This is a genomic window from Mesotoga infera, assembly GCF_900157305.1.
Lineage (GTDB): Bacteria > Thermotogota > Thermotogae > Petrotogales > Kosmotogaceae > Mesotoga > Mesotoga infera.
In genome coordinates this window covers 1864338-1881319 of record NZ_LS974202.1, presented here as the reverse complement: position 1 = coordinate 1881319, position 16982 = coordinate 1864338, and the positions used below count along the sequence as shown (strand labels likewise).

Below are 16982 nucleotides of genomic sequence, written 5' to 3'. Positions count from 1 at the left end.
GCGATGGATCGTGAGAGATGTTCAGAATGAGAGAGATAGACGAAACATAAGAATAAACATGGTCGGTATCAAATCAATCAAATATCCGATAATAGTTATGGATAGGGCATTTGGCAATCAACAAACGGTAGGAACCTTCGATCTGTTCGTGGATCTTCCAAAGGATTTTCGGGGGACCCACATGTCCAGATTTGTAGAGGTTCTCGAGAGGCACCACAAAAAGATCACTCCGAAGAACATGGAGTCTATTCTCGAGGATATGAGGCAGGCTTTGAATGCCGATGTTGCCCATATAGAGGTCGAGTTTCCATACTTCATGAGAAAGAAGGCTCCGGTAAGCGACAGCGAAAGTTTCAGCTCTTTCATCTGCTCCTTCATATCCAGGAAGGATGGTGACTTCGATTTCGTTCTTCGCGTTCGCGTTCCGGTTATGACGGTCTGCCCCTGTTCAAAAGAGATAAGTGACAGGGGCGCCCATAATCAAAGGGCCGAAGTGACGGTTTCAGTAAGGATGAACTCCTTGATATGGATAGAAGAGATAATCGACATAGTCGAAGCCTCTGCCAGTGCACCGACATATTCGCTCCTCAAGAGAGAAGACGAAAAATACATAACTGAACACTCTTACGACAATCCGAGGTTCGTGGAGGATCTTTCCAGAGAAGTCGTTATCAAGCTAAATAAAGATTCGCGTGTCGATTGGTATCGAGTCGAGGTTCTTAGTCAGGAATCGATTCACAACCATGAGGCTTACGCTTGCATTGAGAAGGGCTCCAGATGAATTTTTGGGATTCTTTTTCTAGCGACATTTGTGAAAGATTTCAACGACTGGTAGATCTATTGATTTCTTCTCCCCACAATTTGACCTCCGTAAAGGACCGAGAAAAGGCTATGATTATCCACATCGAAGATTCTCTTTTGGCCTTCGAAGGCCGTAAACTCGAAGGGAGCTACATCGATATCGGCAGCGGAGGCGGTATCCCCGGGCTGGTTCTCGCGATTGCCTTTCCCGAAACTGAGTGGGTGCTAGTGGATTCAATTACGAAAAAAGTGAGGGAGATAGAGAGGTTTTCATCGATACTTTCCCTATCAAACGTAACGGCCGTGGCTTCAAGGATCGAGGAGTATTCGAAAGAGAGCTCAAGGTTTGATGGCGCCGTCATGAGGGCTGTTGCTAGAGGTGATGTGGCGCTGGAATTGGCCGCACCGCTGATTGAAAGGGGAGGTGTGATATACCTGTACAAAGGGCCAGGTTGGGAGGACGAAAAACGCTTTGCTTTCTTAGCCTCGGCCAAATTGGGATTACAGTTTCGGGACGAGATGAGTTACAGGCTTTCGGATGGCTCATCCAGAAAACTTGTAATCTTCAAGAAGGTCTCCGAAACGCCGAAAGGTTTCCCGAGGAAGCCCGGCATGGCATCAAAATTTCCTTTGGGAGAGAAGTGATGGATCCACAATTTGGAAGACTTTACCTTGTAGGCACACCGATAGGAAACCTGGAGGACATAACTCTCCGTGCCCTGAGAATATTGGGAGAGGTAGAGCTGGTTGTTGCCGAAGATACCAGGAGAGCATCGAGTCTCATGAGTGCCCTTGAATTGAAGCGCAAAGAGATAATCTCGTTCAACATGCATAACCAGTCCCGTCGGATACCGATTCTTCTTGGCCGTCTGAAAAACGGTGAAAAGATCGCTCTGGTGAGCGATGCCGGAATGCCGGTGATATCCGACCCCGGCGCAACGCTGGTAAGAATCTGCCGCGAGAACGGCATCGAAGTGGATGTAATCCCCGGTCCGAGCGCGGTCACAACGGCTGTCGCTCTGAGCGGTTTTCCGGGCGCCAACTTCACTTTCTTGGGGTTTCTACCCAGAGGAAAGAATCGACGAAGGCTTTTCAGAAGGATCTCCACGGGGACGTTCGAAGAAAGTTTGATCGTTTTCTTCGAATCGCCGTACAGACTTTTGGAGACGCTGAGAGATCTGCTGGAGACACTGGGTGATAGGGATATCTTCGTCGCCAGAGAAATGACCAAGAAGTTTCAGGAATCCCTCAATGGAAAAATCTCAGAAATCATAGCCCATTTCGCTTCGAGTGAACCTGTTGGAGAACTGACGGTTGTAGTTTCCGGAAGGAGCGGTGAAAATGCTAGAGATGCTTAGGAATTTTATCTCTCTGACACCGGCGATAATCGTAGCCATTCTTACTCATGAGTATTCGCATTACTATCTGGCCCGCTATTTCGACAGAACGAGAACCGAGTGGAGCAAACCGGGCTTTATAAGAAGGATAGACCCCGTTGGCCTGTTGATGTACTATCTCTTCAAATTCGGTTGGTCTAGACCCTATCCCGTTAACTACTGGAAACTGAGAAAGCTCGGCTACTCGAAGGCGATATTGACGGCCCTTTCGGGCTCTCTGGGTAACTTCGTCGTAGGTCTTCTGGCCGGTCTGATTTTCTATCTTTCAGGTCTTCACAGGTATTCCACCCTGATGCCCGACTACCTTAGTAGTTACCCGTTGAGTTATTTCGCAGACGTGATCTACTGGGTAATGTTCATCGATCTGAGCACTGCTTTCTTCAATCTTTTGCCCATTCCGCCTCTGGACGGTGCCAACATCATCACTGTGATCGTTCCAGAAAGCTATGTAAACTGGCTCGTGAAATACGAGCTGTACGGCATACTTGTCCTCCTGGTGCTTTCTCTCATCGGCGTGATCCAGCTCATCATGTGGCCCGTTACCCAGTTCATTCAGATCCTTTCCTGGCTCATAGTATAGTGTTTTTCGGGTGCGTCTCCAGCCTTCTACTTATAAACTCGACGGCCTCCTGAAGTGCCTCTTCAAGGTCGCCATCGTACTTGAGCGTAAAACCGGCAGCCCTGGGGTGCCCGCCCCCTCCAAATGCCACTGCGACAGAGCTGACGTCGAAATAGCTCTTCGAGCGCAATGATACGTGTGCCTCGCCTCTTACAGATTCCGAAGCAAAAAGGGCTACCTCAACGGTCGCTATGGATCGCAAATCACCCACGAAGCCTCCGAAATCATCCTCCCTCAGAGAGTATCTCTCGAAATCTTCGGCCTTGAGATAAGAGTACGCAAACCTGTCGTTCGAAAGCAACCTCAGGTTGTCAATGGCGTCTCTCTCAAGAAAAAACTCTTCCAGCCTTCGAGTTTCGAGAATGGCGGTGGCGACCAGACATGGATCTGCACCGAGTTTTACAAGCTCGGCTGCGGCTTCGAACACCGTGCTGTTAGCGTTGGAATAACGGAAAAAACCCGTGTCGGTAGCTATTCCGATATAGTTCATCAGAGCCAGATCGCTATCATAAGAAACTTCCATCAACTTCAAGAGATCGAAGATCATCTGTGCGGTAGATGAATAGGAAGGCTCGACCCAGCAGAGATTGGCGAAGTGAGTGTTGGTCGCGTGGTGATCAATAAGAATCGAAGGCACTCCATAACGGAGTAATCTTTCGAACCTTCCGATTCTGTCTGGTGAAGACGCGTCGACGATTACCAACAGCTCGGGATCTTCTACCCGAGCTGAATAGTGGGAATAATCGACAATCCTACCTACCTGAGGAAAAGGTGAAAATACCGACGGAATCTTCCAATCAATGGCCATTGTCGTCTTCTTTCCCAATTTTTCAAGTCCCATGGAGAGCGATACCACCGAAGATATGCAATCTCCATCCGGCATTATGTGGCCGCAAACCATTATATTTTGAGCCTGAAGTAACCTCGAAAAAACCGCGTTCATGGTTCTATTCATCATCGATCTCCTTTAAAACTTCCAGCGCCTTGCCAACAATATCGCTGAATCTGTGTCTTATTCTATTGGCCGTTCTAACAACATCGTCGTGCGACAGTTTTTCCTTGAGAATTCCCGAAGCCATATTCGTTACACATGAAAGCGCTAGGGTCTTCATTCTGCAATGGTTGGCGGCTATCAATTCCGGCACCGTGGACATACCTACCATGTCGGCTCCTAGAAACTCGAACGATTTTATCTCCGAAGGACTTTCATAAGAGGGTCCGAGTGTCCAGATATAGGTCCCCTCCTTCAGTTCGTGTCCATCCCGGCAAAGCCTTTCCCTGAGACGGGCGAGCCATTCAAGATCCACAACGGAGGACATATCGGGGAACCTGACACCAAATTTTTCTTCGTTCGGCCCTCTTAGAGGATTCCTGAATCCGAGATTGATTATGTCTCTTATCGCGACGATTTCTCCGGGCGAATAAGTCTTGTTGATACCTCCGGAGGCATTGGTTATCAAAAGGCGTTCGATCCCCATCTCCTTGAAAAGATAAATGGGAGATACAACATCTCTGATTTCGTGACCTTCGTAAAAGTGAAACCGTCCTTCCATCGCAACCGATGGAATACCGTGAAAGTTACCGAAAATAAACCTTCCCGAATGTCCCTGCACAGTTGAAGCTGGAAAACCCGGTATCTGCGAGTAATATACAGCTGTGCTATTCTGAAACTCGCACGTAAGGTATCCTAGCCCCGACCCGAGAATTAGAGCAATTTTCGGCTTCATTCCGATATCTCTAATCATTGAACTCGCTATCTGGAAATAATTCAACATCGACAACCTCCGGCATCAAACCGTATCGTACGAAGTTATTATATAATAATGAGAGCATCGTGAAATCTACGGGTGATTACATTTACCCGGGGTTTTCGTTCTGGTATTGATTTCCAGATTCAACGAGAAGGGAGGAAATCTTTTGACGCAAGACGAGGTTTTTGACAGGGTAAAGACCATAATAGCCGAAAAACTCGGTATTGAAGAGGATGAAATAGCGATCGATTCCGATTTGACCGAGGATCTTGGAGCCGATTCCCTGGATCTTGTCGATCTGGTAATGGCTTTTGAAGATGAGTTCAATTTGAAGGTCGAAGATGAGCAGATCGAAAATATCTCCACGGTTGGAGATATAGTTGAGCAGATAAGCAAGGGTCTCAAATTAGAAGAGTGAGTTTTCACGGGGAGCTAAAGCTCCCCGTTATCGTAGGGGTGGTCTAAATCTATAGAGAATTCAAGGTGGAAGACGGTAATTATTACGAGAGACTGGACAGGTTCTTGAGAAATGTTCTCGATGATCTGAAGCTCTCTTCAATATACAAACTTCTCAGAAAGGGAAACGTCAAAGTAAACGGTAAACGGGTGAAAGATGGATCTCACAGGCTTTCTATTGGAGATGTTCTTCAGGTTTATTACCTGGGCGACTCATCAAGAATGAAAAGGCTGGAAGAGACCAGAGAACTTACACCCCGGAAGATTCCGCTCGATATCATCTACGAAGACGATGCCATTATCGCGTTGGATAAACCGGCCGGTATCTCGGTGCATCCAGGAAAGGGGATACAGATAGTAACGCTGATCGAAGGCCTGCTGGCCTACGGAAGAGAAAAAGGGTTCGAACCTCACCCAGTTCACAGGCTCGACAAACACACATCCGGCGTTATCCTGTTCTCGAAGTCCCTGGCTTCGGCCAGGGAAGTTTCCAGGTTGTTTAGAGAACACAAAGTCGAGAAGATCTACCTTACACTGGTTAAAGATTTTCCGCAAGCCGAGAATGGAAGGCTTGAATCCATGAGCGAAGGGGTCCTCGAAGCGCTCGAGTATTCACTCGAGAAGCGTTATAGAGAAGTATCGTTGCTCAAGGTGCGTCTTCACACAGGAAAGAAGCATCAAATCAGGCGCCAGATGGCCCAAATCGGCTGCCCCGTCGCCGGGGACGATGTTTACGGCGACAGGACATTCAATAGGAACTTCAAAAAGGCCAGCGGTTTGAAAAGGTATTTTCTCCACTGCCAGCACCTTGGATTTACGTACAGTTCGGGATCGAAGATAACTGTGGATTCAAAACTACCAGAGGATCTACTTAAGGTCCTGGCGTCACTCGAATGAAAGCACGATCACCCTTGATAATATGGCTTCTAATCTCTCTGTCTCTCCTTGCTCAGACCGAAACGAGAATAAGAAACGAGATAAAGGTTGCCAACGAAGAATTGATTGAAATATACGGTTTTCAGGTAAGATACAACCTGACAATACTCACCGGTCAGGGACACGAACAGCCGGCCGCAATAGATGATGACGGAATGTACCAGATTTTCCTTTATACTTCCAGCTTCAGAGATGGCGTGGCCCGGCACGAACTGGCCCATGTCTATTTCTTCGAGCATTTGAGAAAGAAAGGTTTGGGTCCGGAAACGATCCCTTTATGGTATCATGAGTTGGTCGCTGAGGGCTTCCAGAATCTGCATTCCCGAACGGGGAGACCTCCTCTCAGATCGGGATTTTTCGACTTCACGGCATATGCAAAGAATTATCCACCCGAGAAAGATAGGACAATCTTCTACGGTGCAGTCGAAAGTTTTGCCAGTTTTCTCTTATCGCGGTTCGATTACAAAAGTCTGCTGTACCTTGTCGACGAGTTCTCCTCGAGCGGCGATATGAATTCGTCTTTCAGAGCTATTTTTGGATCCAGCCTGGACAGCCTTATCGCTAAATGGAGAGTCTTCTTTCTTCTGCCTTACTCTCCATTTCTGATAGGTGTTGTAATTTTTCTTTATCTTCTTGTCGGGAGGAGGGAAAGATATTGGCGGCAGTTCCACTTAAACCCAGAAAGTCTGAAAAAAGAAGAAGGCGGAGAGATCGATCAAAAGTTGTAAAACGACTCACCGGGAAATTTATTTTGTTAGCTGCCCTGATGGGTATAATAATAGCCATACTGTATATTCCATGGAGATTCAGATTCGACGAAGTATACGCAAAAACCACTCTGGTTACCGAAAGTGCCGTTGAAGGAGTCGATTCTTTGACTTTGATCTCTGCGAAAGATTTGAAGTCGCGTTCGTCGGAACTCGGTGTTTCAGTCATATTCATCGATTTGAAGGATCATTGGTCGCTTCTCCCGGAGATTCTCCCCCTCCAGAGGCCTATAATATTGACCGGCATTTCGCCCTATACCGCTGCGCAACTGGCCGAGATGTTGGACAGTCACTCTACGTACACCGGGTATATGGAGTTCGATGAGCGAGGCGAATACGTCAAAGAGGTACTGAAATTGCGAAGAGAGAAGACCCTGGTCTTTAGAGTGCACAACTTGAAGAAAAAGGAATACCCGAACTACGATGTTAAGGCGGCCGTTGTGAGATATGTCAGGGCCGTTCGTGAAAGAAGTATCGATATGCTACTTTTCTTAAAACCTGAAAACGACTTCGCCTACGAAGATTTCGTCAGGCAGGTTGACGAGAAACTTGAAGAATTGAACCTTCTTCAGAGTTCGGTTACCTCTCCCAGGGCGGGGAATTCCAGGTTTTTCATTCTTTCCACGGCTTTCATCCTCTTTCTGGTGGCCTCCCTCAGTCCTTTTCTGGCACTGGTGATCCTGCCTTTATGGATATTCTTCCCTTCCATAGGACTACCGTTGGGAGCGATATCGGGACACTTCGCCATATATTACTATCTATCGAAGACCGCAAGAGATACTGTGAGAGGAATCCTGTTATTTTTTGCCTTTTCGGTTTTTCTTGGATTGTCGATCAACTCTTCCATGCTTACACCGGCCTATCAAAACGGTCTTGAACTATTCCGTGGAGTAAAACTGTCCCTCGTCACCCTTCCCGGATGGCTCTTCCTGAGAGGTTTCCTGCGAAGCGCAAAGCAAAAGATGAGCGGAGCAGATGTCGCGATTCTTTGTCTGGTAGCCATCGGGGCTGTATACTACATACTGAGAAGCGGGAATTTTTCGTTGGTGCTGGACCTGGAAAGGCAAATCAGGGATATTCTAGATAGCCTGTTGCTTGTAAGACCGCGTTTCAAAGAGATTCTGGCGTACCCGCTTCTGGTGATATCAATAAAGAACGGTTTCAAGTTCGAGGGAAAGCTCGGACCGTTGATAATTGCCGGTGGTTCAATATCGATAGTTTCAGTCGTCAACACTTTTTGCCATGCCACTGTTCCCCTCTGGACAGGCCTTCTGAGGAGTCTGTACTCGTTGGTCTTCGGCGTATTGTTCGCGCTGGTATTGAAGTGGTTTTCTAATAAAAACGGTAACATTATCAAAGAATCGGAAGGATCTTTGAACGTGGAAAGCAGAGAGGGGTCTAAATAACATCTTGAGTGAGGAGGGATTTAGCATGAAAAAAGCGCTTCTGGTTTCATTTTTAATAGTCCTGGCAGCTGTTTCCTTTGGAGTGGTAACTTACGATCTACAGAAGGTGATAATCGTTCCAGAAAAACCTCAGGGTACTCTCGAGGTTACGATCTGGCTCGATCGAGACAACGGATCTCTATATTACTCCGGTGAGGAAGTGAAAACGTACTTCAAAGTCAACAAGGATGCTTATGTGGCCATATACGACATTACTCCCAATGGAGAAATACAATTGATCTTCCCCAATGGCTATGATAGAGACAATTTCGTAAGGGCAAATAGAAATTACACCCTTCCCACCGACAGTGCAACGACACGTTATAGATTGCAACTGACGAGTGAAACCGGCGGAGGAAAGGAGATCTTCCAGATAGTGGCATCGACACAGCCCCTGGGTTTTCTCGACGATCTCCTAAAGAAAGTCCAGAGCGGTGATGTCTTCCCGAAAGCCAGCTCCAGTGCCGACGATTTCGTTGTCTCCAAAGTCATACCGGTCATCGACAAGCAGGAGTACGCAGTTTCTACGGCCTGGTTCTACCTCGACATTATGCCGAACAAAGGATACGCCAGGATAACTACCACGCCTTCTGGCGCCATCCTGTATGTCGATGGAAAGAACATCGGAACAAGCCCGATCACACTGGAACTGGACGAAGGCAACCATATAGTGACCGCTTACAGAGACGGTTACAGAACGGAAACTAGGCAGTTCACCATAAGCGCCGGTAGAACTGTGGACATCAAGATCGATCTTCAGAAATTGGTCAGCAACTACCAGCTGTCCATCGCAACTAACCCTTCGAGTGCCGACGTTTACATCGACAACAGGTATGTAGGTCGCAGTCCGCTAAACCTGACACTCGAAGAGGGAACCAAGAACCTGCGGATCGAAAGGTCCGGTTACGAGACCTATTACGAGACCTTCGTGCTCGACCGCTCGATTTCCAAGAACATATCCCTGAAGAAGATAGCCGCCAGTTATCAGTTATCTCTCATAACCAATCCTTCGGGAGCAGATGTCTATATCGACAACACGTACATGGGTCGCAGTCCGCTCAACCTGACGCTCGAAGAGGGAACCAAGAATCTGAGGATAGATAGATCAGGTTACGAAACCTATTACGAGACCTTCGTGCTCGACCGCTCGATTTCCAAGAACATAACTCTCAAACCGATCGTCGTCAATTACCAGCTCTCACTGATAACGAACCCTTCGAGTGCCGATGTATATATCGACAACACGTACATGGGACGCAGCCCGCTTAACCTTACACTTCCTGAAGGGACCAAGAATCTGCGGATCGAGAAGTCGGGTTACGAAACCTATTACGAGACCTTGCTGCTGAACCGTTCGATATCCAAGAGTATAACGCTCTCCCCTCAAATCAAGACCTACAAGCTATCGGTTTCGAGTTCTCCTTCGAATGCCAGAGTCTATATCAACGGTACTTACGAAGGCATGACACCGATAGCGCTGACACTGAAAGAGGGAACATACACGGTTCAGCTTACGCTCGACGGCTACGAAGACTTCGTGACATCTGTCAATCTGGATAGAGATAGACAGGTGACCGCAACGCTCTACAGCAAGAAGGCCAGACTTTCGATCGAAACCGATCCCTCCAACGCTACCATCTATGTTGACAACTCATATGTCGGAAGATCTCCTATAACCATAGATCTAGATGCAGGAAGACACACGGTCAAGATCGAAAAGGCCGGCTATCTAACCGAGACCAGAGACGTAAATCTGAGCGCCGGTACAACATCGTCGCTGAAGGTAGTTATGCAGGAAGAGAAACCGGTCGCGAGAATAAACATAACATCAGATCCCAAGAACGCCAGGATCTTTATAAACGGTAAGGACTACGGAATAACCGACCGCATTGTCGAGCTGGAACCCGGGTACTACGAAATAATAATCGTTCTTGAAGGTTATAGGGTGTCGATCACTTATCGCTACTTCGGAAAGGGAGATCACAACCTTTCATTTAATCTGACTAAAATCGATTGAGATCTCGATCGATATCCAGAAATAACCGGGGCTATTTAGCCCCGGTTATTTTTTTCAGTGCATTTTCTCCGATATCGATCCACTCGCCGGGTTTCATAGACTCCGGGAGTGAAAGACCGCCGATTCGGCTTCTGTGAAGTGCCCGCACCTCGTTTCCCGAAGCCTTTACAAGCCTTTTGATTTCGTGGAAACGTCCTTCGGTAAGTGTTATCTCGATCGAACTCTCTCCCATAACCCTAACCCTCACAGGTTTCGAAAACTCCCCACGACCTATGAGCAGACCACCACTCATGGCTTCGATCTGTTCAGGTGTTAGCGGCTTCACCGTCTGGACAAGATACTCCTTTTCGATCGCTTTTTTCGGAGAGATAACATGGTGTACGAACTGACCGTCGTTCGACAGTAAAGTCAACCCGGTGGAATCCCTGTCGAGTCTTCCGGCAACGGAGAGGTCGTGCGAAAACCTTTCCTTTACAAGATCAAAAACGCTCGGCCCCTCCGATTTCTCTCTGGAACAGACATAGCCGGCCGGCTTGTTCATCATGATATAAATCATTCCGAAAACGACCACTCTCTTTCCATCGAGTACAACACTGGCATTCTCTTCCACGTGAAGAGAGGGATCGCGCACAATCATGCCATCAACGGAGACTTTTCCACTCTTTATCAACGATCTACTGCAACTCCTACTAAGTCCTTCAAACTCTGAAATAAAGCGATCTATTCTCATAAATAGATTCTACACCAGTATTTCTTACCTAACCAGGCGTTTGCTAAACCAGGGTAACGCGGTCAATGGTATAATCTTTACAAAAGAAAAAAAGAGAGGGTGGATTCCTTATGAGAAAGGAGTGGCTTCTGCTTAAGCCCGACGATGAATCTGTGAAGAGGCTCGTCGAGTATTTGGGAATAGATACTTTTTTGGCCAGATTGCTTGTTACAAGGGGTATAAAAGACGAAATCGAAGCTATGAAGTTCCTGAACCCAGATAAGACGATCCTTCACGATCCTTTTATACTCCAGGACATGACGGTAGCCGTCAGAACCATTATCGGTGCGAGAGACAGAGATGAGAGTATCGTGATCTTCGGCGATTACGATGTGGACGGCGTTACCAGTACCGCACTGCTTTATTTGGCAATGAAGAGAATGGGCTTCAAAGTCAGCTATTACATACCCCTGAGACTCGAGGAGGGCTACGGTCTCAGTAGAGACGCCCTCAAAGATCTCCGTGACAGGGGTCACAGTCTCCTGATAACTGTAGATTGCGGAGTAACATCGTTCAGTGAAATAGAGTACGCAAGAGAAATCGGATTCGATGTGGTAGTCACCGATCACCACGAAGTAAAGGACATTCTTCCTCCTGCAAACGCGGTTATCAATCCAAAGAGACCTGACGATTCTTATCCCTTCAAAGGGTTGGCCGGTGTCGGAGTTGCTTTCAAACTTCTGGTGGCGTTGAATGAGACGCTGCGTTGCCCCATCAATCCCGAAGAATATCTAGACATAGTAGCCCTTGGAACTATAGCCGACATTGTACCACTGCGCGACGAAAATAGATACATCGTGAGAGAAGGAACGGCGAAGATACAGAGCAGCCCTCTTCTGGGGTTGAAAGCTCTCCTATCTTATTTGAGAATTCCTTCGGAAAATCTGACGGCCCAAGATATCGCCTTCAAGATAGCACCCAAACTCAATGCGGCAGGAAGAATGGATTCAGCCATTGTGGCACTGGAGTTGCTTATTAGCGAGGACATGGATTCGGCAATGAACACGGCCAGCAGACTTTTGAAGCACAATCAGAATCGCCAGACGATCGAGGCCAAAATTTTCGAGCAGACTTCCAAAGATCTAGAGATAAACCATCGAATGAACGACGATTTCGCACTCGTCATCGATGGAGATAACTGGCACCTTGGAGTACTGGGCATCGTCGCTTCAAGACTTGTCTCTATACACAACAAACCTGTTTTTCTCATCTCCACCACTGGACAGGACGGAAAGGGATCGGCCAGGAGTCCTTCTGGAGTCAGCATAATCAGTTTGTTGAACGAGGTCTCTTCTCTGCTCAGGGAGTTCGGAGGGCATGAAATGGCCGCTGGCTTCAGTATTGACAAAGAAAACATTCCGGAATTTCGCAGGGCTATCAATGAAGCTTATATAAGGCAATACGGAAGAAAATTGCCAGTCTTTAAGATAGATGTGGACGACGTTTTGTCTCTCGAATCGATAACTCCCCACGTATTGGACAAACTCGAGATTCTCAGACCTTTCGGACATTCGAATCCCGAACCCAAGTTTCTGATAAAGGGTCTGAACATAGAAAAGGCCAAAACCTTCGGGAGTGGAAGCGATCACGTGAAGATGATCCTCCGGTCGGGCGATAGAAAAACACTCGCAATAGGCTACAACATGAGTTCCATTTTTGATGACTTCAAATACGTAAAACCCAATCTTTTGAAGGTGGATGCCGTTGCCTCTATAAAGAGCGACAACCTCTACGGGCTCCAAAGCGTGAAGCTTTCGCTTTCAGATGTCAATCTGTACATAGATCCCGTCTTCGAAGAGGAAGTCAGGGACAAAAACTTTGTTTTTGAATTCATAAGGGACTGGAAAAATCAGCAGCCTGCTTCTCAGGTTAAGAATGACGTCTCGGCTTTGATTTCAGAACTCGAAAAGAAGCTCTCGCACAAATGCCCGGAATTCATGGATATAAGTTCGAAGAGTCCCTGGGGCACCTTCGGCAATATACGTTTGAAGAACCCCTTTCTTGCCTTAAGGATATTAAGAAACTACCAGAAAGGGCTGAAGACCTTCATAGTTTCGGCTATCAACGGAACGCTCGCACACACTTACTACTCTCTTCAACATTACCTCGATGCGATTAAACCAGTTTTTGCCAATTCTCTGTACAGGGGAAGTCTAGAAGAGAACGTTATATTCGTTACCCTTCCCTTCTTCGTCGAAAACTTTGCAAGGATCTTGGAAACCGCAGGAGAGGTAATATTTGACGAACCGGCCTATATTCTCTCGGGTATATTCAAGGGCCATCCTGATCTCGAAGGCTTTTTAAGTCTTATTGATTCGGTTTTGGACATATCGGGCTTCACCGGAAGCGTGTATTACGACGACCTCAAGGAGTTTCTTGCCGATAGGAGAATCTCCCACGTTTATAAGCCCAACCCCATAAAAAAGGTAGGTATCATAGACAACAGAGGCTCCCGGAAAAAGGTCGAGCAAGTCATGTCCATCGTCGGTCATGGAGAAAACGTAGCAGTTATCGTCGATTCTCCACATAAGACTGTGACGCTGGCCAAATCAATGGGTTCGAGGCTTTCTCACGCCCTTCAAAACGGCGAGTTGATATTCTACAACTATATGTTAAAGGACTTCCAGAGATCGGTGATCTACTCGTTGGTCGAAAGACAAAAGATTAGAGTTCTGATCACCACGCCCTCCAGCGACGGACTCGGAGTCACGTTAGGAAATTCTAACATCGTATTTTACAGCGCTCCGAGAAACTTTCTGGAGGTTCTCGATTCCGTCTCAACGAGGCCTGGCGAAGACTCCGAGCTCTTCTTGAACCTCTCGTTCAACAAAAGCGACCTGCTTTCGAACACAAGCGAAATGGACAGGCTTTTCCCTACTATTGAAGAGCTGGAAGCCGTCTATCAGGATTTGAAAGATGTACTTCCCGCTCCCGAAAGAGATATAAGAAAGGCTTTGAGCTTCGAAGACGGTATCTCCAAGGTCTATCTTTCGATTCTGGAAGAGATGAACCTGCTGAATTACGATGGCAATGTGTGGTACAGCAGTTCGAATGGAGAACTGGATACTACTCTGGTCAAAAAAACCCTTAGATACAGAGAGGGTATAGCTGAAAAGAGAATGACGCGCTGGTTTGCCACAAAGCTTTCGACTATGACCACCAGGGGACTGTTGCGCAGTCTTACCAATTCCGAAGAGGTGCTGAGAGTTGGTTGAGACAGCGTGTCTGGACATCCTGCTTTTAATGCCCCTGGGAGCCGTTCTTCCTTCCATGAAAGCGTTGAGAGAAGCGGGAGTTGCCGCCAAACTCTTTCCCACCCCGCCGCAACGTTTTCCGGGCTGTTCAATATCTATTGCCATTTCTTCTGGCAATTTGGAATGTTGCCTCGAGGTTCTGGAGAGAAATGGTCTGGACCCGCTTTCAATAGCTCACTGCCATTCAAATCCCGTGAGAGAGTTTTATGAAGATACTGGGAATTGACTTCGGCACTGTGAGAATCGGTCTGGCGATCCAAATAGAAGGTATCGAGATTCCACTCGAGACGATAGAGCACAGAGATTATCGCAAAAGCCTGAAGGAAATCTTCTCTCAAAGAGAGATAGATCTAACGGTCATAGGGCTGCCACTTTCTATGTCGGGTCGGTTCAACCAGCTGGCGATGAAAGTCGTTGCATTCGCCGAAAAAGTGAAAAAGATATTTCCGGGTAGGGTGATATTGACCGACGAAAGACTCACAACGAAATCCTCCGAAAGGATCGCAAAAGACAGTGGGCTGAGTTTCTCGACCCGGCGCGATATACTGAGCGCTATGGAAATACTGAGAAACTACTCTCGCGGAACCACAGTAAACTGGGAAGTTAGGGATCTCTTTCCCGTATGTCGTAACTTTCCGCCTATAGATGCCGGAAAAAAAGCGCTACTCTACGCGCCGCTCTCTTCAAAGATAGTGGGGCTCGATTCGACAAAAGAAATGGACGTCTATGTGGAAGATCCACAGATATATCTCTCCTTCGTGAAAAAGGGCTTCAAACCGAAAAACCTTCTTGACGATATCGACTTCTCAACTTACGATATAATAGTAATCACTGAAGGTGCTGAACTGCCCGCTTCTAGCATCGAGCCGGCAGACAATTGTGCCGTGTACATGTGCTCGTGGCTCAACGGATAGAGCGCTGGACTCCGGATCCAGAGACTGTGGGTTCAAATCCCACCGAGCACGCCATAGAACAGCGATATCGGGGAAATTGTCAGGAACCGTCTCTCCTGGAGTCCACGCGAGACTGTGTAAGGATTACTTTTACCGGTTGCTATCGACCACAGCATACGGGCCTGTTTTTTCTTTCAAAGACGGCGAGGAGGTAAGAGAGGAAAACCCCGAGCACCACTCCCGGAACCAGTAACGATAAGCGCGTTGCTTCGCCGGTTCTGGTCAGAAGGTCGGGGATGGAACCGATCATCAGACCCAGTAGAAACGAAAAGGTTTCGTTTTGACGTTTTTTCATCAACGACTTCAGGATCTTACTTACAAGAACTATTCCCCCAACAACTCCCAATCCTATGAAAAGTATTATCAATAGGTCGCGGTCGTTGATGGCCGATATCGCCCTTGAGTACTCACCCATCAAGAGCAGCACGAAGGCCCCGCTTAGTCCGGGGAGAACCATGGCCGCCGCACCCACGAATCCGGCCAGCAAATCGTACAGAAAGGCCGGAAGAGAGTGTGTCAGGAGTGCATCGTCCCCGGGTCTGGCTCCAGAAAAGGCCATGGCCATCACCAGGATCACGCCAACCGCGAAAGATACAGCCGAGGTGGGGGTGAACTTCTTTATATTTTTAAGCACTACCGGGACACTTCCCACCACCAATCCACAGAAGATTCCGTACATCAACGAAGGGACAGTTGTAAGAGATAACTCGATGAGACTGGAAAAGGCTAACAGTCCTACAATTACCCCTGCGAAGAGCTCAACAAGGAACAGAAGTTGCTTTCTTTCGAATTTGAATTCGGAAAGAGAAGCGACAGCACCAACGAACCTCTCGTAAAGACCTCCGAGCAGCACGATAGTACCGCCGCTGACTCCCGGTATGAGATTTGCAAGACCCATGATGACGCCGATCGTAATCACATAAAACATACTCCACCTCCGAGTAGAAAGATTATATAACCTTCAACTGTCAGATTGAAGCTGCGAAGCGATTTTATTGCTGTCATATTTTGTCGGAATATGTTATAATGTTGACAAATAATACCCACTTTGGAGGGATCGAATTGGATTTACTCGATATAAAGGAATTGAGAGCCACACTCAGAGAAGATGGAAAGGAGATCTTGAAAGGAGTCAATCTAAAAGTCAGGGCCGGCGAGCTTCACGCAATAATGGGTCCCAATGGGAGTGGGAAGTCCACTCTGGCAAATGTGGTGATGGGAAACCCCAAATACGAAATCACGTCCGGCAAAATTCGCTTTAAGAACAAAACTATCAACGATCTCTCCGTCGATCAAAGGGCCAGGCTGGGTATATTCATGTCCTTTCAGTATCCTCAGGAGATAAGCGGGATTCGACTTCGCAGTTTCTTGATGTCGGCCTCACACAACCTGAAAAATGACGAGTCGATCTTAAAGAAGAGCAGAGAACTCGAAAAGCTGGCCGACGAGATAGGCATAGGCAGAGAGTTCATAGACAGGTATCTCAACCTCGGCTTCTCCGGCGGAGAGAAGAAGAAGACAGAGATCATGCAGATGCATTTTTTAAAACCCGTTCTGGCAATCCTCGACGAGATCGACTCAGGTCTCGATGTAGATGCCATTAGGTCCATAGCCGCTTCTATAAAAAGTTTCAAGTCCCCGGAAAACGGCGTGATCCTTATAACCCATTACGAGAGACTCCTAGAGTATATCGAGCCCGATTACGTTCACATATACGTGGACGGTTCAATAGTCATGACAGGCGGTCCCGAACTGGCAAGAGATATTGAAGAGAGGGGCTATGAAAGGGACTGGAAAGCTTTCAGGGAGGCGTAAGT

The 16982-nt window shown here is 47.3% G+C and carries 17 protein-coding genes and 1 tRNA gene; 14 read left to right on the top strand and 4 right to left on the bottom strand.

Features of this window, described 5'->3' with window-relative positions; translation table 11 throughout:
- The first annotated feature begins 10 nt into the window (after nucleotides 1–10).
- The 4 genes from folE2 to MESINF_RS08505 are packed head-to-tail and all read left to right on the top strand — an operon-like array spanning nucleotide 11 to nucleotide 2778.
- Complete coding sequence (gene folE2 / locus MESINF_RS08520) at nucleotides 11–781, top strand: GTP cyclohydrolase FolE2 (RefSeq protein WP_169699425.1); 771 nt, start codon at nucleotides 11–13, stop codon at nucleotides 779–781.
- The gene (gene rsmG, locus MESINF_RS08515) at nucleotides 778–1446 is read left to right on the top strand and encodes a 16S rRNA (guanine(527)-N(7))-methyltransferase RsmG (protein WP_169699424.1); all 669 of its coding nucleotides are present in this window, start codon (nucleotides 778–780) and stop codon (nucleotides 1444–1446) included. The genes folE2 and rsmG overlap by 4 nt, the downstream gene beginning before the upstream one ends.
- Entirely contained in the window at nucleotides 1446–2159 is a 714-nt protein-coding gene (gene rsmI, locus MESINF_RS08510; protein ID WP_169699423.1) for a 16S rRNA (cytidine(1402)-2'-O)-methyltransferase, read from the top strand. Before rsmG ends, rsmI begins: the two co-directional genes overlap by 1 nt.
- Nucleotides 2143–2778: a site-2 protease family protein gene (locus tag MESINF_RS08505; RefSeq protein WP_169699422.1), complete on the top strand. Its 636-nt coding sequence runs from the start codon at nucleotides 2143–2145 to the stop codon at nucleotides 2776–2778. The genes rsmI and MESINF_RS08505 overlap by 17 nt, the downstream gene beginning before the upstream one ends.
- On the opposite strand, the gene MESINF_RS08500 is transcribed toward MESINF_RS08505, so the two are convergent.
- Both MESINF_RS08500 and MESINF_RS08495 read right to left on the bottom strand, forming a co-directional pair.
- Nucleotides 2768–3772: a DHH family phosphoesterase gene (locus tag MESINF_RS08500; protein WP_169699421.1), complete on the bottom strand. Its 1005-nt coding sequence runs from the start codon at nucleotides 3770–3772 to the stop codon at nucleotides 2768–2770. The two genes, MESINF_RS08505 and MESINF_RS08500, sit on opposite strands and share 11 nt — an antisense overlap.
- Entirely contained in the window at nucleotides 3765–4592 is an 828-nt protein-coding gene (locus tag MESINF_RS08495) for a purine-nucleoside phosphorylase (RefSeq protein WP_169699420.1), read from the bottom strand. The genes MESINF_RS08500 and MESINF_RS08495 overlap by 8 nt, the downstream gene beginning before the upstream one ends.
- Nucleotides 4593–4734: 142 nt before the next feature.
- On the opposite strand from MESINF_RS08495, the gene acpP reads away from it, so the two are divergent.
- From acpP to MESINF_RS08470, 5 genes are all read left to right on the top strand, one after another.
- The gene (gene acpP, locus MESINF_RS08490) at nucleotides 4735–4986 is read left to right on the top strand and encodes an acyl carrier protein (protein ID WP_169699419.1); all 252 of its coding nucleotides are present in this window, start codon (nucleotides 4735–4737) and stop codon (nucleotides 4984–4986) included.
- 65 nt (nucleotides 4987–5051) lie between these two features.
- Nucleotides 5052–5921 carry an RluA family pseudouridine synthase gene (locus tag MESINF_RS08485; RefSeq protein WP_231936687.1) on the top strand — a complete coding sequence of 290 codons (870 nt, stop codon included), beginning with the start codon at nucleotides 5052–5054 and terminating at the stop codon, nucleotides 5919–5921.
- Nucleotides 5918–6688, top strand: coding sequence for a hypothetical protein (locus MESINF_RS08480; RefSeq protein WP_169699418.1), 771 nt, complete (start codon nucleotides 5918–5920; stop codon nucleotides 6686–6688). Before MESINF_RS08485 ends, MESINF_RS08480 begins: the two co-directional genes overlap by 4 nt.
- 23 nt (nucleotides 6689–6711) lie before the next feature.
- Complete coding sequence (locus tag MESINF_RS08475) at nucleotides 6712–8133, top strand: DUF5693 family protein (RefSeq protein WP_169699417.1); 1422 nt, start codon at nucleotides 6712–6714, stop codon at nucleotides 8131–8133.
- A gap of 25 nt (nucleotides 8134–8158) precedes the next feature.
- The gene (locus tag MESINF_RS08470) at nucleotides 8159–10189 is read left to right on the top strand and encodes a PEGA domain-containing protein (protein WP_169699416.1); all 2031 of its coding nucleotides are present in this window, start codon (nucleotides 8159–8161) and stop codon (nucleotides 10187–10189) included.
- 31 nt (nucleotides 10190–10220) lie between these two features.
- Here MESINF_RS08470 and MESINF_RS08465 read toward each other — a convergent pair whose 3' ends face one another.
- Complete coding sequence (locus MESINF_RS08465; protein WP_231936686.1) at nucleotides 10221–10859, bottom strand: pseudouridine synthase; 639 nt, start codon at nucleotides 10857–10859, stop codon at nucleotides 10221–10223.
- Between the two features lie 170 nt (nucleotides 10860–11029).
- On the opposite strand from MESINF_RS08465, the gene recJ reads away from it, so the two are divergent.
- The 4 genes from recJ (at nucleotide 11030) to MESINF_RS08445 (ending at nucleotide 15180) form a co-directional block, all read left to right on the top strand.
- Complete coding sequence (gene recJ / locus MESINF_RS08460; RefSeq protein ID WP_169699414.1) at nucleotides 11030–14173, top strand: single-stranded-DNA-specific exonuclease RecJ; 3144 nt, start codon at nucleotides 11030–11032, stop codon at nucleotides 14171–14173.
- Nucleotides 14166–14438 (top strand): DUF3343 domain-containing protein, encoded by a 273-nt coding sequence (locus tag MESINF_RS08455; protein ID WP_169699413.1) that lies wholly within the window; start codon nucleotides 14166–14168, stop codon nucleotides 14436–14438. The genes recJ and MESINF_RS08455 overlap by 8 nt, the downstream gene beginning before the upstream one ends.
- The gene (gene ruvX, locus MESINF_RS08450; protein ID WP_169699412.1) at nucleotides 14419–15126 is read left to right on the top strand and encodes a Holliday junction resolvase RuvX; all 708 of its coding nucleotides are present in this window, start codon (nucleotides 14419–14421) and stop codon (nucleotides 15124–15126) included. The genes MESINF_RS08455 and ruvX overlap by 20 nt, the downstream gene beginning before the upstream one ends.
- Nucleotides 15105–15180, top strand: a tRNA-Arg gene (locus tag MESINF_RS08445). Before ruvX ends, MESINF_RS08445 begins: the two co-directional genes overlap by 22 nt.
- Nucleotides 15181–15265: 85 nt before the next feature.
- Here the strand turns inward: MESINF_RS08445 and MESINF_RS08440 are convergent.
- On the bottom strand, nucleotides 15266–16093 hold the full coding sequence (locus tag MESINF_RS08440; protein ID WP_169699411.1) for a DUF368 domain-containing protein: 828 nt from the start codon (nucleotides 16091–16093) through the stop codon (nucleotides 15266–15268).
- Between the two features lie 134 nt (nucleotides 16094–16227).
- Here MESINF_RS08440 and sufC point away from each other — a divergent pair, with 134 nt between their 5' ends.
- Nucleotides 16228–16980: a Fe-S cluster assembly ATPase SufC gene (sufC, locus tag MESINF_RS08435; RefSeq protein WP_197712655.1), complete on the top strand. Its 753-nt coding sequence runs from the start codon at nucleotides 16228–16230 to the stop codon at nucleotides 16978–16980.
- The last annotated feature ends 2 nt before the right edge of the window (nucleotides 16981–16982 follow it).

Coding starts and splice junctions, on each gene's coding strand:
- ruvX (WP_169699412.1), top strand. CDS start 14,419: ATGAAGATACTGGGAATTGACTTCGGCACTGTGAGAATCGGTCTGGCG.
- MESINF_RS08480 (WP_169699418.1), top strand. CDS start 5,918: ATGAAAGCACGATCACCCTTGATAATATGGCTTCTAATCTCTCTGTCT.
- MESINF_RS08500 (WP_169699421.1), bottom strand. CDS start 3,772: ATGAATAGAACCATGAACGCGGTTTTTTCGAGGTTACTTCAGGCTCAA.
- rsmG (WP_169699424.1), top strand. CDS start 778: ATGAATTTTTGGGATTCTTTTTCTAGCGACATTTGTGAAAGATTTCAA.
- MESINF_RS08505 (WP_169699422.1), top strand. CDS start 2,143: ATGCTAGAGATGCTTAGGAATTTTATCTCTCTGACACCGGCGATAATC.
- recJ (WP_169699414.1), top strand. CDS start 11,030: ATGAGAAAGGAGTGGCTTCTGCTTAAGCCCGACGATGAATCTGTGAAG.
- MESINF_RS08440 (WP_169699411.1), bottom strand. CDS start 16,093: ATGTTTTATGTGATTACGATCGGCGTCATCATGGGTCTTGCAAATCTC.
- MESINF_RS08495 (WP_169699420.1), bottom strand. CDS start 4,592: ATGTTGAATTATTTCCAGATAGCGAGTTCAATGATTAGAGATATCGGA.
- MESINF_RS08470 (WP_169699416.1), top strand. CDS start 8,159: ATGAAAAAAGCGCTTCTGGTTTCATTTTTAATAGTCCTGGCAGCTGTT.
- rsmI (WP_169699423.1), top strand. CDS start 1,446: ATGGATCCACAATTTGGAAGACTTTACCTTGTAGGCACACCGATAGGA.